At 59.7% G+C, this 12,795-nt stretch carries 13 protein-coding genes; 7 read left to right on the top strand and 6 right to left on the bottom strand.

All coding sequences use genetic code 11. The annotated features are described in order from the left end of the window. Positions 1-123: 123 nt before the first annotated feature. From BM031_RS24950 to BM031_RS25455, 3 genes are all read right to left on the bottom strand, one after another. Positions 124-927 carry a hypothetical protein gene (locus BM031_RS24950; protein ID WP_143084505.1) on the bottom strand — a complete coding sequence of 268 codons (804 nt, stop codon included), beginning with the start codon at positions 925-927 and terminating at the stop codon, positions 124-126. Positions 928-942: 15 nt separating this feature from the next. Next, complete coding sequence (locus tag BM031_RS24945; RefSeq protein ID WP_143084506.1) at positions 943-2,514, bottom strand: hypothetical protein; 1,572 nt, start codon at positions 2,512-2,514, stop codon at positions 943-945. Positions 2,515-3,060: 546 nt separating this feature from the next. After that, entirely contained in the window at positions 3,061-3,207 is a 147-nt protein-coding gene (locus BM031_RS25455) for a hypothetical protein (protein WP_177207662.1), read from the bottom strand. Positions 3,208-3,280: 73 nt separating this feature from the next. Here BM031_RS25455 and BM031_RS06005 point away from each other — a divergent pair, with 73 nt between their 5' ends. Then, entirely contained in the window at positions 3,281-4,828 is a 1,548-nt protein-coding gene (locus tag BM031_RS06005; protein ID WP_091872405.1) for a DUF4214 domain-containing protein, read from the top strand. Between the two features lie 395 nt (positions 4,829-5,223). Here the strand turns inward: BM031_RS06005 and BM031_RS24940 are convergent, their stop codons facing one another. Further along, on the bottom strand, positions 5,224-5,502 hold the full coding sequence (locus BM031_RS24940) for a hypothetical protein (RefSeq protein WP_143084515.1): 279 nt from the start codon (positions 5,500-5,502) through the stop codon (positions 5,224-5,226). Positions 5,503-5,789: 287 nt separating this feature from the next. Between BM031_RS24940 and BM031_RS05995 the strand changes: the two genes are divergently transcribed. The 3 genes from BM031_RS05995 to BM031_RS24935 all read left to right on the top strand — a co-directional run bounded on the left by BM031_RS05995 (position 5,790) and on the right by BM031_RS24935 (position 7,209). Then, positions 5,790-6,053 (top strand): helix-turn-helix domain-containing protein, encoded by a 264-nt coding sequence (locus BM031_RS05995; RefSeq protein ID WP_091872401.1) that lies wholly within the window; start codon positions 5,790-5,792, stop codon positions 6,051-6,053. A gap of 2 nt (positions 6,054-6,055) precedes the next feature. Then, the gene (locus BM031_RS05990; protein WP_091872398.1) at positions 6,056-6,601 is read left to right on the top strand and encodes a HipA N-terminal domain-containing protein; all 546 of its coding nucleotides are present in this window, start codon (positions 6,056-6,058) and stop codon (positions 6,599-6,601) included. Positions 6,602-6,711: 110 nt separating this feature from the next. After that, on the top strand, positions 6,712-7,209 hold the full coding sequence (locus BM031_RS24935) for a hypothetical protein (protein WP_143084514.1): 498 nt from the start codon (positions 6,712-6,714) through the stop codon (positions 7,207-7,209). Positions 7,210-7,264: 55 nt separating this feature from the next. Here the strand turns inward: BM031_RS24935 and BM031_RS05985 are convergent, their stop codons facing one another. Next, positions 7,265-7,696 (bottom strand): hypothetical protein, encoded by a 432-nt coding sequence (locus tag BM031_RS05985; protein ID WP_091872395.1) that lies wholly within the window; start codon positions 7,694-7,696, stop codon positions 7,265-7,267. A 176-nt stretch (positions 7,697-7,872) separates the two neighbouring features. Between BM031_RS05985 and BM031_RS05980 the strand changes: the two genes are divergently transcribed. Genes BM031_RS05980 through BM031_RS05970 form a run of 3 tightly spaced genes read left to right on the top strand, consistent with a single transcriptional unit; the run spans position 7,873 to position 10,060 of the window. Further along, positions 7,873-8,748, top strand: a complete 876-nt coding sequence (locus BM031_RS05980) for a PhzF family phenazine biosynthesis protein (protein WP_091872393.1) — start codon at positions 7,873-7,875, stop codon at positions 8,746-8,748. A gap of 16 nt (positions 8,749-8,764) precedes the next feature. Then, positions 8,765-9,106, top strand: a complete 342-nt coding sequence (locus BM031_RS05975; RefSeq protein ID WP_091872390.1) for a TfoX/Sxy family protein — start codon at positions 8,765-8,767, stop codon at positions 9,104-9,106. A gap of 18 nt (positions 9,107-9,124) precedes the next feature. Continuing rightward, on the top strand, positions 9,125-10,060 hold the full coding sequence (locus tag BM031_RS05970) for a prolipoprotein diacylglyceryl transferase (protein WP_091872387.1): 936 nt from the start codon (positions 9,125-9,127) through the stop codon (positions 10,058-10,060). On the opposite strand, the gene BM031_RS05965 is transcribed toward BM031_RS05970, so the two are convergent. After that, entirely contained in the window at positions 10,057-12,636 is a 2,580-nt protein-coding gene (locus tag BM031_RS05965; protein WP_091872385.1) for a hybrid sensor histidine kinase/response regulator, read from the bottom strand. The two genes, BM031_RS05970 and BM031_RS05965, sit on opposite strands and share 4 nt — an antisense overlap. Positions 12,637-12,795 lie beyond the last annotated feature (159 nt).

Raw genomic sequence — 12,795 nt, 5'->3', positions numbered from 1 at the left:
GGGTCGAATCCGGTCCTTCGTGAAAGTCCGCGATTTTCGGCCCTGGCAACCTGCTATGCTTAGCTCAACGACCGGTTTCGGCCAGCCGTTTGAATTTCCATCAAGGAAGGGGTTAGGTTTCTCCTAATTAAGCTTTGGCTTTCCGACGTTCAATAGCTTTCCCATAGTAGAGGAATCATACTCTGGAATTCCCTTGCCGTTGCGGCGATTGCCATCTTGCGCGCCAAGTTCTCCCTTACCGGCTTTATGTTCACCAAGCTGTCTCCCGCTAAGCGCTTCACTAGCAGGAGGACTCCGCGAGCTGAGCATCTCCTGTTGTGCCTGGCGTGCTGAACTACGATGCTGATCAGATTCCGGTCGCGGTTCATTTGTACGCACAACGCTAATTTGCTTCTGTACTGGTGGGGCCGGGTCGAACGCGGCCGTTGACTTAGCAAGAAAAGATCCTAGTTCATATTCCTGCGCGACCGAAAACGCCTCACCGGAATTCCGTAACTCTCGCCAGCTACGCGCGACTGATATGCCATTGATGAAGAGCGATACGAACTCGGCAGCTTCGTGGCTCTGATGGTGCTCTCTTCGAAAAGCCCGGTAACCAACGTATACAGCCGAGTAAAACGGATCAGTGATCAGGTCCTGCGCAAAGCTGATCTTGTCAAATTGTTCTTGACCAATATTATTCGACAAATATAAATTTCCAGAAAAAATATGCACCATTGATGCGCTAAGCGAGATTGCGCCCAAGATGAGAGGAAAGCCTGTGGCAGTCCCCACCACAACGCAACCTCCAATCAACATGATGGATCCCAGGCCGATGGAAGTGAGGCCTTGCAACGTTCGATCGGTCGAATTCCCTGATCGCGCACCCTCCAAGAACAGGCCCGTTGCCAACGGTCCGCCCGGACGAATTATTCGTTTCATTCTCATTATCTCGCTCCCGGCCTATATCGATTTAATGAAAGCACGAATGCGAATTGCTAGTAACACTTCGTCAATCTTACTGCGCTTTGCCGCGGCCAAAATAGCTTGGGGCCGGGCTCGAATACTCCTTTGGGAAATTCGAATTTTCCATAGCGTGTCAGGTTTAAGGTTATGAATGGCGTCCGAATATACTAAGTCACTATCATTGCTTGGTCCCGACTGGGATGCCAGCTTGATGCGACCGATTGTGACTGGGGGACGTTTAAAAATAGGAGCTCCCGCCACTGAAAGCGAAGCGACGGTGATTCTTCCACTATACACCTGCAAAACGGCCTCCTCGCCAGGTGTGGCCATACTGACGAGCAAGCCGACTCCAATCATCCGAACGCGATCCAAGTCCAATATCTCGCCTCCGTAGTCCTCGAACAACATTTCCTTAGTAAGCTTAAACTCAAAGATGCCCGATCCATCATCTAGGGCTGTTGTGTATTGAGCGGCCGACACCAGCGGTTTTCGTGTGCCGTCGAGGTTGGCAAGAATTTCTTGGCGTAAAGGTATAAGAACGGTGAACTCCGTCTCGTGCTGCGCGGCCGCCTCCATCAAATCGATCGAATTCCTGCACCAAGCGACAAGCGCGTCAACGACGTCGCCTGCAGTAACCTGCTCTTGACTGAATTCTGCAAGAATCTTTTCCCGGTAGGGTGATAGCAAAAACTGTTTCTCCGACCACTTCCGAATAGTGTCGTCCGTGGTATCCGAAGTAAATAGTTCGAGTTCCGAGTTGGGGCCGTACAGTTCGGTAAATGCAAGGGACGCAGCATAACTACGCTGGTACGCTTCACCCAAGCTCTCCATGTAGTACGGAAGTAGTCGTAAGTAACGTTCTTTAAAGTTTTTCGCACTTCCTTGTTGGAGAAGTTCAGCTTTGTGCGCGCTTAAGCTATTCCTTGCGATAACCATATTCGACAACGCAGCATCATGTTGTACCGCGTTGAAGTTGGCGAAATTTTTTGCAGCATCGGCATCGGCTAGCGTGCGTTCACTTTCGACGGTTTTTTTGTTTTCCACTCCCGCTGCGATTCGATAAGCTTCGGATAAAGCTTCAGCAGCCGGTTCCGATGAGCTGTTGGCGATGACATATTCAGCTACTTGCAAGGATTGCAGTCCTTGCTGATAGTGCAGGCCCTCATTCACAGCCGCAATTTCTAACGCGGCGAGCTCATTCCGAAATCTAAGTGCGTCGTCAAGCAACGAACTGGCGATCGACAAATTCTGCTCTACTTGCCTCGGGTCGAATTTTGGTTCACCTTTGGCTGCAATCTTGTTCCAATTTTGTCCAGCCGTTCGTACCGCAATCGAAGAAAGACTAGCCACGTCTTTATCAAAAACTTGTAGCCACTTGCGGAGATCCTTATCCTCTTCAACAAAAGACTTAGTCAATTCTTCACGGATCGTCCGAAAGTCGCTGCCTTTTGCACTTTTTATTTGTGGAAGGGATTTGTTTCTTGCCGCTGCGGATGCGGCCCCCGAAGTAACGGCTGCGGCGCCAATCGCACCAGTAGCACCTAGCAAAAAATTGCGTCGATCTTTCATCGGATTAGTCCCCAATATTCAAGTGAAATTTCGTGTTTGCATTATGACATTGCTAATTTATCACTGCACGAAATATTTCGCGACGGCTTTGTTCACTTGAGAGGCTTAACTTGAATCGATGCCAACCATGCGGACATTCACTTAGAGACGTTCGACGGCTCAGATGCATAGTGGGAACCAATCCGAGGCTTGTTCGCCATTTTCGCCCGGTGGGCGGGTCAAGTTCCAGTACCGTGCGGACTGTCTGACCACGGTAGACCGTTACCAACTCGCTCATGAGACTTCCCGGACGATCTGCGGGTAGGTCCTAAGGCGCTTGACCAGGCGCTCACCGTCCAGCATCAGGGGGCGTACGCCAGCGGCTACCATGGCGCCCTCTTAGTCGCGGCAAATAGCTGCAGCTTAGGGGCAGGCGGAGCTCATGGGCTTCTGCCTATCTGCGGACGTCGGCTTTGGGTCGATTGCGGACCCTCCCTAGGCAATCGCGGCTGGTGGTGGTTGCGGTTACTGTGGCACTTTCACTGCACAAGCAGTGGCATTTTTATTTTAACGTACGGCGGCTGGCGGGCAGGCGCCGCTCTGGCCACGTGCCAGGGCGGCGGCAAGCATCCGCTCGACCGTGTCGCCGATCGAGCGCGACAGGTGATACCGCCATGCGATGGCGCGCACCGCACCGAGATTTCCAGTATTCATCGATTGACAACCAAGAATCTTCGATGCAAAGTGTCAATTTCCCTCTACTCCACCCGTCACCGTCATCCTCCTCATGTCCATCTACCTGCCGTTTCCGCAAGAAATTGACTACAACTACAGGCTGACGCCCCAGCAGATCGCCAAGGCCGACATAGCGCTGGTGACGGTGTGGAAACCATTCGTCGCGACCATCCAGCATGCGCCGGGCTTCATCGAGAACTGGGATCTGTCCGCGACCATGGTTGGCGGACTCTACGCAATTGACGTGGTTGCCGGTGAACTGTACGAGTTTTCCTCCAAGGCATACTGGGCGCCGTCGATCACGGTCTACGACGCCGCGGGTTTCGAGCTATCGGTTTCGAATGGCAGCAACCGATACTCGCTCAACAGCATCACAACCGGGTTCGTGGCGGCCGAAACCGGCCGCATCTACGTGCAGGCGTACGCCCAGCACTCCCCAGTGTTCGCCAATGCCGACCTCTCGATCCGGCGCGACGTCGACAATTCGAAAGGTACGGCCGGCAACGACCATTTCGTCCGCGACGCGTTCCAGGGCGTCCACACCGGGTTCTGGGGCGGGGCCGGTAACGACTTGATCGAGTCAAGCGTGCCCTACCAGACAAACTATCTCTATGGCGGCGATGGGTGGGACGTGATCAAGACCGCCTACGGATCGGGCAGCCTGGCGCGGGTGGACGGCGGAACCGGCATTGATACGCTGTGGCTCCCCTCGGTGTCAAGCGCCAGCGCGTCGTTGACTGCCAAGGGCTCGGGCCCGTTCGCGTTCACCGCGCCGACCAAGGAATGGCTGGTGGTCGGATCGGATACGCATTTCAAGGGCATCGAGTTCGTCCGGTTCAGCGACAGGACGGTCAGTGTTGCCGACTTGCGAGGCTATGTGGCGTTCACCGTCGACAGCGACGCCGGCGACTACCTGCGTGGCGACAACCTGGATAACAAGATCGATGCGGACTTGGGCGCCGACGAGCTGAGCGGCTTCGGCGGCAACGACACCTTGAGCAGCGGACGCGGCGACGATTTCCTCTTCGGGGGCGCCGGTAACGACCACCTGACCGGAGGCGTTGGAATCGACACCGCGCTGTTCGCTGGCTCGCGTGCTAACTTCACGTTCGAGCTGGTCGATGGCGCGCTGCGTGCCCGCGACCGGACCGGCGGCGAAGGCGTCGATACGCTTGTCGGCATCGAACGGGCCATGTTCAACGACGCGACCATTTCCTTTGAAACCACGGGGACGGCCGCGCAGGCCTTCCGCCTGTACAAGGCGGTGTTCGACCGCGCGCCCGATCCCGCCGGTCTGGCGTTCTGGAAGCACCAGCTGGCGTCCGGCCTGGGCGTGCAGCAAATGGCGGCGGAGCTGGCCAAGTCGCAGGAGTTCAAGACTAAATTCGGGGACAGCCCAGCAAATGCCGACCTGCTCAAAGCGGTCTACCAGAACGTGTTGCACCGCGCGGCGGATGCCGCCGGCTACACGTTCTGGCTCGATGCGCTTGACAAGCGCGTGGTCAGCATCCCGGAACTGATCGCTGCTTTCAGCGACAGCACGGAAAACGTGGCGCAGGTGGTCGGGCTGATGCAGCTGGGTTACGAAGTGCTGGGCTAATCCGGTTACGCGACCGTATTCGCGGAGTTGGTTCGTGCGACCGGATCATCGAAGCCCATTTCTCCCTGGCTGGGACGCGATTTCGTGAGATACACGGTAGGACGGAACGACCTATCCATGGCCTCTCCGGTGCTGCGTTCTTCCTAGCTGCTGCTAGCTTTCCAGTTATGTGGTTTTGGTTAGCTGAGAAGATGAGTATATGGTTCCAAGTCGGCTGGATCTGTTTATCTCGCCGGTATCCGCTTCAGGTCGGCTCCGGCCCTTCGTGACAGTATGCGATCTTTCAGTTGCGGCGAACTGCTACGCTGAGCTGAGCGTCCGAAAACGGCCAAGTGCGGACGTTTGACTTCGACGGACGGATGACGACACGGTTTCCTTACCCTTACGCCTCGAAGTCAAAAATGATGAATCCACGCCGGGTCCACGAGCTGATGACCGCAAACTTTCCGCCGGTTGAGCTGGTCACGCTGAATTGGGTAAACGTGCTCGAGGCTGATGGGACAATTCGGAGTGCAGTACTCAACGCGTTGATAGGCGAGTTCATTCGCGCAGATGACATTCTCGTTGAGGTAAACCGGAAGATCGGAGACCTCAAGCCAAGGGGACAAGTGATCCCATACGTGCAGGAACATGTCGGCAAAGGCCAAATCAGGATAGCTGATCGAAACTTTCACGGATACGTGCTGATTGGGATGAACGGTGTAGCCGCTGGCTGGTCGTCACCGTAGTTCCTCTATGAGAATCCCGCTAGCACAAGGTCCGCTTCGTCGGACACAGCAGGCCCGAATCAGCGGTCACGTTGACCGGAGCATCTATCCCGCCAACTTACGATATCAAACTACCTTGAGCTGGCTTAATTTATCCGCATTTCGGATAAATTCTGTTTATCTGATATCCGGACATGTTGACTTTATCTGTTTTTCAGATAATATTGTTATATCTGAATATCGGATATTCTCACATGTCCTCCGCGCCTACGTTCCATACCGTCTCCACGGCGTCCCACTTGGGGCAGCTCCTCAAGACCACGCGCAAACGGCACAAAATGACGCAGGCCACACTGGCAGGCTACGTCGGGGTCAGCCAGAACCGCCTCTCGCACCTCGAGAATCATCCCGAGGAACTCAGCGTTAAACAGCTGCTCAGCTGGTGCTCGGCACTAGGGCTGGAGCTCAAACTCGGCGAGAGGGAGACCTCGGCGGCCAGCAGCTCGGCGGAGTGGTAATCATGGGGCGTCACTCGCACAGCCAAACCCTCAATCTCTGGGCCAACCGAGAGTATGTTGGCCGCTGGACGGTCAACGCCTCCGGCGACTCGGAACTGCACTACGATGCCGGCTGGTGCGCATCCCCACGCGGTCGACCTATCTCGCTGTCGCTTCCCTTCAATCTGCACAATGAGCCGTTGAAGGGTGCCCGGGCCGCCCACTACTTCGACCGCTTGCAGCCCGACAGCGATTCGATTCGCAATCGGGTTGCGGTCCGGTTCAAGACCGGCTCTATTGACGCATTCGACCTCTTGGCTGCCATTGGCCGAGATTGCGTTTGCGCTCTGCAGCTGCCGCCGGATGGCGCCCTGCCGCAGGGCCTTGACCACGTAGACGGCACCGTGATCGATGATAAAGCCATTGAGCGCCATCCTCTGGATGTGGTGAATCCGAACCAACGCGGCTGCCCTAAGGGCGCAGACGACGACTTCCAGATTTCTCTGGCCGGCGCGCAAGAGAAGGACGCCTTCCTGTGGTGGCAGGGCGAATGGATGGGGCCGCAATAGCCATGTGCGGCAAATGCTGAGAGTGATAATTGACGACAATCCGCTCTGGAAGGATATTGTATGCTTCCTGCTCGTGTATATAGAAGTGGCGCAACCACTGCCGGACGACCGTGAAAAAAGCCATCCATGTCCGCTCGATCTTCTTTATTGTCGGGTGGGCGCTCATCGGCAGCTTTTTGCCAATGTCTTGGGTATGGTCCCAATCCCAGCTTCCACCGCCGAACCGCACGATCTACAAGTGTCAGATTAAAGGCACGATCAGTTACTCGGATGAACCATGCGTCGGCGCGCAGCGTCTTGACGCTACGCCCACCCGAGGCGTGAACCGGCTATCCGGCTCGGCCAGGACGGGCAGGGACGTCAGCAACGAGGTTCGTTCTGAGCAGATCGCACAATCTATCCGGCCGCTCACTGGCATGAATGCAGCCCAGTTCGCCACTGCTGTACGACGCCACCCTTTGGATGCAGCAACGCAGCGCGAATGTCATCAGCTCGAACCGGCCATCCTGAAACTGGAACAAGCGGAACGGCATCCAAGCGCCGTGATTGGACCGATCCAAAAAGACCTGTTCGTCCTGCGCAAGCAGTACCAAAAATTGGGATGCTAGACCTGCGGTATGGACAATAGTGACAGGAATGTCGAATTGGACCTATCGGCTGTGCTCAGCGGCCCCAACTGCATTTCCCCCGCAAAATCGCCGCACCCCAGAACGGCAACGCAAATACCCCACCCACGCCAACGTTCCACTTGCCCGTGGCGTTGTTGCCGATCACAGTACTGGCCGGCTGGTGCTTCATCGGATCGGGACCCAGGCAATGGGGTTTCGCGGCCATTGAGAACTGTTGTGCGAACTTCTGGTAGCTGTCACCGCTGAGCGCGGTGCCGGAAGGCGCCATCCACAGACCCGGGCTCTCCGCCAGCGTCTCGCGTACTGCCTGGATCACCGCTTCCTCATTCCGGTATCTGCCGATGGCTACATGCGCCGCCGGCGCAGCCTCGGTGGCAAGCGGATCCTGCCGCCCAGCGCCGGCGGCTGGCTGCGGGCGCGCATGGGCGGCCAGGCTGCACATCGCCAGTTGCATCAGGATCGTCATTGGCCACAGTCGCATCGTCTACACCTCGGGTTGTTGGTGAGCCGACTGTACAGGCGCGTTAATCCGGCTGTCCATTTGTGGCGCATAGCGGCTGGCCGATTAAGCAAGTCTTAACAAGCCGATATGACGCGGTAACGGTACACTAGCCACCTGGCTGAACTCCTACTGGAACCGACATGGCGCGCCTACCCTTCAAGACCGTCGACGTATTCACCACCGTGCCTTTCAAGGGCAACCCGGTTGCCGTCGTGCTCGATGCCGGCGGGCTCACGGCCGGGCAGATGCAGCACATCGCGAGCTGGACCAAGCTGTCGGAAACCACCTTCGTCTTTCCAGCCACGGCTGATGGCGCCGACTACCACGTCCGCATCTTCACGCCGGGCGCCGAGCTGCCCTTCGCCGGCCATCCGACCATCGGCACCGTGCATGCGCTGCTGGAAGCAGGCGTGGTGCAGGCGAAGGATGGCGTCCTGGTGCAGCAGTGCGGCGCCGGCCTGGTCACGCTGCGGGTCGAGGCAGGGGAGGGCGCGCAGTGGATTTCGTTCGAGCTGCCGACGCCGGGCTTCACCGAACTTGATGCCGGCGAGGTAGTGCAGCTGGAATCCATCCTGCGTGCGGACCTGGAAGTCAACACCGCGCCCTACCTGGTCGATGTTGGCGCGCGCTGGGTCGTCGCCCAGCTCACCAGCGCCCGTGCGGTACTCGCCTGCGAGCCTGACCTGCAGCGGATGAAGGCGCAGGACGTCAAGGGCCGCCACACGGGCGTCATCATCTTCGGCCAGCACGATGCTGGCGGCGAAGCCGGCATCGAAGTGCGCGCCTTTGCACCGGCCCATGGCATCGACGAAGACCCGGTGTGCGGCAGCGGCACCGGCGCCGTGGCGGCCTACCTGCGCCATACGGGCCAGCTTGGAGAATTCGGTCGTGACTTCCTGGCCACGCAAGGCGAAATGGTCGGACGCGCCGGCACGTTGCGGCTATCGATCTCGGACAAGGCGATCCACGTCGGCGGCAATGCCATCACCTGCGTCGACGGGTCGCTGTTTATCTAAACACTAAGGAAATAGGATGGCAACGGATATAAGCTTCGTCGAGTACGTGGTCGAGACGGCAGGCCTGGGCAGCCGGCTCACCTACAAAAAGCTGTTCGGCGAATTCGCCCTCTACTTGGATGGCAAGGTCGTGGCCTTTGCCTGCGATAACAGCGTCTTCATCAAGCCCTCGAAGGCGGTGACGGCCCTGGCGCCGGACTTGCCCCAGGGCCCGCCCTATCCCGGCGCGAAGGATTACCCCATCGCCGACGAACTGCTGGACGACCCGGCAGCCTTGCGCCGCCTGATCGTCGATACGGCGGAACTGATGCCGCCACCGAAGGAAAAAAAACCCAAGCGCACCACAACCGCCGGCTGACAAGGAACGAGCCAGGCCATGTCCTATCCCTACCTGGGCGATGTCGTCAAAGCCCTCACCGGCTACGACGTCCCGCTGCCGCTTGCCACCTTCGGCCTGCTGGTCGCCTGCGCGATGATCGTCGCGGCCTCCTGCCTCACCGCGGAACTGCGCCGCATGGACAGCCTTGGCGCCATCCTGCCCGGACGGCGGCGCGTCAAGGCCAAGGACGGCGTCGAGCAATGGATCGTCAAGCCTGCCCACGAGCTGGTGTCCAACCTGACGCTGGTGGTCATGGTCACGGGAATCGTCGGTGCGCGGGTGTTCCACATCCTCGAGAACCTCGACCAGTTCTTCGCATCGCCGTGGTCGATGATCTTCAGCCGTTCCGGACTGAGCGTATTCGGCGGCCTGATCCTCGGCACCGTGGCTGGGTTGGTATATGTCCGGCGCTGGCACTTGCCGATCCGCCCGATGCTCGATGCGGTCGCCCCGGCCATGATGCTCGGCTATGCGATCGGCCGGATCGGCTGCCAGGTATCGGGCGATGGCGACTGGGGCGTCCCGGCTAACATGGCGCTCAAGCCGGACTGGCTGCCGACCTGGTTCTGGGCCCAAACCTACGACAACAATATCTACGGTGAGCTGATCGCGGCGCCCGGCGTCTATCCCACGCCGGTCTACGAATCGCTGATGGCCTTCGCGTGCTTCGGGCTGCTGTGGGCGCTGCGCAAGCGTCCGTTCCAGGCCGGCTGGCTGTTTTCGGTCTATTTGCTCCTGTCCGGAATCGAGCGCCTGCTGATCGAACAGATCCGTGTGAACCCGGCCTATCACCTGGGCAGCCTGCAGGCGACCCAGGCCGAACTGATCGCGGTCATGTTGATGCTCGCCGGCGCGGTGGGCGTGGTGCTGCTACGCGCACGGGGCCAGGCCTTGGTTCGACGTCCAGCTGGCTTGGAAGCCCCGCAGCGCTAAGCCGCCAGCGTCCGCCGCCGCGCTATCCGCGCCAGGGCGGCATCCAGGAAGGCCAGGTCGACCGGCTTGGCAAACAGGTCGTCAAATCCCGCTGCGAGCGCGTCCTGCCTGTCTTTCTCCTGCGCGTAGCCGGTAATGGCAATCAGCATGGCCCCTGCGGTGGCGGGATGGGCGCGCAGGGTGCGCGCCAGGTCGTAGCCATTCATCCCGGGCAGGCCGATATCCAGCAAGCAGACGTCGGGCTGGAATGCCGGCAGGCGCTCGAGCGCGTGCTGAGCGCCAGGCGAGACCAGGACCTGGTGGCCAAACGATTCAAGGAACATGGCCAGCATGGCGGCGGCATCCTCATTGTCGTCCACCACCGCTATGCGCAATGGCTTGGCCGGCTGCTCGCTGCCGGCATGCGGAATGTCGCCCACCGGCGCCACCGTGGCGGCAAGGCGGGGCAGGGTGACCTGGAACACGCTGCCCATGCCTGGGCCGTCGCTCTGCACCGTCACCGAACCGCCATGCAGTGAAGACAGGCTCTTGACCAGCGCTAGCCCGATCCCCAGCCCGCCCTGGCTGCGATCCAGGCCGCGCGTGCCCTGCGAAAACAGGTCGAATGCGCAGGCGGTCAGCTCCGGCGTCATGCCGATGCCATCGTCGCTTACCCGGATGACGACCGTGTCCTGGTGCGATTCCAGCACCACCTCGATGTTGCCGCCATCGGGCGTGTATTTGGCGGCGTTGCTCAGCAGGTTGGTCACCACCTGCACCAGCCGCTTGCGGTCGCCCAGCACGATCGACGGCGCCGGCGGCAGGCGCAGCGCCAGCCGGTGCGCGTGCCGCTCGACCAGCGGCCGCACCTGCTCGATGGCGACGGCGATCACGTCGCCCACATCGAGCTCCACATTGTCGAGTTCTACCTTGCCTCGCGTTACCCGGGAGACGTCGAGCAGGTCGTCGATCAGCCCGGTCATGTGCCTGGCCTGGCGCGCGATGATCGCGCCCGTACGGCGCACGGTCGCCTCGTCGCCGGGGCGCATGGCCAGGATGGCGGCGGCGGACGTGATCGGCGCCAGCGGGTTGCGCAGTTCATGGGCCAGCATGGCGAGGAACTCGTCTTTCCTCTGGTCGGCCTGCCGCAGCGCTTCCTCGGCCTTGATGCGGTCGGTGATATCCATCTGGGCTACCACGGCGCCGATGATCGATCCCGCTTCGTTGCGGATCGGGGCGCCCGAATTGAGCACGATGCGGCGCTGGTGCGCCGCATCGAAAGACTGGACCTCGATGATCTGGCGCGGCGCCGCCTCGCCGGCCAAAGCCCGGCTCATGGCCCACTCGTGCTGCGCAAGAGGCTGGCCATGTTGCGCGGAGCCGTCCGCCCACCAGCCTTTCCATTCGCCGTACGCGTCGATATTTTCGGAAAGCGGGTGGCTGCCCCAGATCTTGCGATTCTCGGCATTCACCTGGATGACCGCCCCCTTTGCGTCCGCAACGATGATACCGACGGGTACCGCTTCCAGAAGCGCGTCGAGGCGCCGCCGCTCGTTCTCGGCCTGGCGCGCGATGTCCAGGGCATGCTGCCGGCTTTCCCGCAACGCGTCTTCGGCAAGTTTGCGCTCAGTGATGTCGCGGTAGAACACGGCCAGGCCGCCGCCCGCGGGATAGGCGCGGATATCGAGCCAATAGCCGCGGCCGTCCGGAAACTGGTAGTGCTGTTCAAAGTTGACCGCTATCTGCTGTTCCAGCGCGTGCCGATAATGGCGCGCCAGCGGCAGGGCCTCGGAGCCGGACCAGGCCTCCCAGTGCGACAGGCCCACGATGTCGGCCGCGCCGCGGGTTTCGAATTTCAGGCCGCCGGCGTTGATCTGCCTGACCCGGAAGTCGCTGTCGAGGAAGATGAATCCTTCGTCCATGCCATGCAGCAGGCGCTGGCTCTGGTCGCGTTCCTGCTTCAGCTCTTCCTGAATGGCCTGCTCGCGTACCAGCAGGTCTTGCTGTTCGCGGAGCGCTTTCCTCAGCTCGATCTGGCTCATCACCTGCTGGGCAAGGGTCTGGAGGATGAAACGTTCCTGCTCGCTCAAGCCCTGGGGCCGGGCCTGCGTGTCGAGCACGCACAGCGTACCGAGCGGAACGCCGTCTGCCGTTTTCAGCAGTTCGCCCGCGTAGAAGCGCAGCCCCGGCGCACCGGTGACGAGGGGATTGCAGCGGAAGCGGCTGTCGAGACGGGTGTCCGGCACCACCATCAGGTCTTGCTGGAGCAAGGCAAACTTGCAAATGGAATCGTCGAGCGGCATTTCTCGCGTGTTCAGGCCAACCTCGGCCTTGAACCACTGCCGGGTTCTTGCAAGCAGGTTGACCGCAGCAATAGGCGCTTTCAGTAACTGGCTCAGCAGGACGACGACGTCGTCGAATGCTTTTTCCGGCGGCGTATCGAGGATGCCGTAGGCATCGAGGACGGCGCAACGGTCGATCTCGCCACGATCGGTAGAAATTGCAGCCATGGTGAATCCCTGCCAACTTATGATGGGTAAGAGGGCCATTGTAACCAGTTGCCACAATGCACAGCGCGCCTCAGGATGGCGGTTCATGGCAAGCGTAAAGCCGGTCTACATGCCAATGCCAGTGCACCCGATTCATAAATTGGCGTCATAAGCCCATGCAAATACGACATGAATCATGTTGCATTTTGGGCCATACAATCTTCCATACCGGCTTGCGCGCGTGAAGCCCGGCTGCGCGCGTGCGCA

Origin of the sequence: Massilia yuzhufengensis (assembly GCF_900112225.1) — a bacterium.
Classification (GTDB): Bacteria; Pseudomonadota; Gammaproteobacteria; order Burkholderiales; family Burkholderiaceae_D; genus Telluria; species Telluria yuzhufengensis.
This window is presented reverse-complemented; position numbering and strand designations above follow the sequence as displayed.

What these genes read in the sequence shown, in the direction of transcription:
- BM031_RS24950 (WP_143084505.1), bottom strand. Translation starts at nt 927, where the DNA reads ATGAGAATGAAACGAATAATTCGTCCGGGCGGACCGTTGGCAACGGGC.
- BM031_RS24945 (WP_143084506.1), bottom strand. Translation starts at nt 2,514, where the DNA reads ATGAAAGATCGACGCAATTTTTTGCTAGGTGCTACTGGTGCGATTGGC.
- BM031_RS25455 (WP_177207662.1), bottom strand. Translation starts at nt 3,207, where the DNA reads ATGAATACTGGAAATCTCGGTGCGGTGCGCGCCATCGCATGGCGGTAT.
- BM031_RS06005 (WP_091872405.1), top strand. Translation starts at nt 3,281, where the DNA reads ATGTCCATCTACCTGCCGTTTCCGCAAGAAATTGACTACAACTACAGG.
- BM031_RS05995 (WP_091872401.1), top strand. Translation starts at nt 5,790, where the DNA reads ATGTCCTCCGCGCCTACGTTCCATACCGTCTCCACGGCGTCCCACTTG.
- BM031_RS05990 (WP_091872398.1), top strand. Translation starts at nt 6,056, where the DNA reads ATGGGGCGTCACTCGCACAGCCAAACCCTCAATCTCTGGGCCAACCGA.
- BM031_RS05985 (WP_091872395.1), bottom strand. Translation starts at nt 7,696, where the DNA reads ATGACGATCCTGATGCAACTGGCGATGTGCAGCCTGGCCGCCCATGCG.
- BM031_RS05980 (WP_091872393.1), top strand. Translation starts at nt 7,873, where the DNA reads ATGGCGCGCCTACCCTTCAAGACCGTCGACGTATTCACCACCGTGCCT.
- BM031_RS05975 (WP_091872390.1), top strand. Translation starts at nt 8,765, where the DNA reads ATGGCAACGGATATAAGCTTCGTCGAGTACGTGGTCGAGACGGCAGGC.
- BM031_RS05970 (WP_091872387.1), top strand. Translation starts at nt 9,125, where the DNA reads ATGTCCTATCCCTACCTGGGCGATGTCGTCAAAGCCCTCACCGGCTAC.
- BM031_RS05965 (WP_091872385.1), bottom strand. Translation starts at nt 12,636, where the DNA reads ATGAACCGCCATCCTGAGGCGCGCTGTGCATTGTGGCAACTGGTTACA.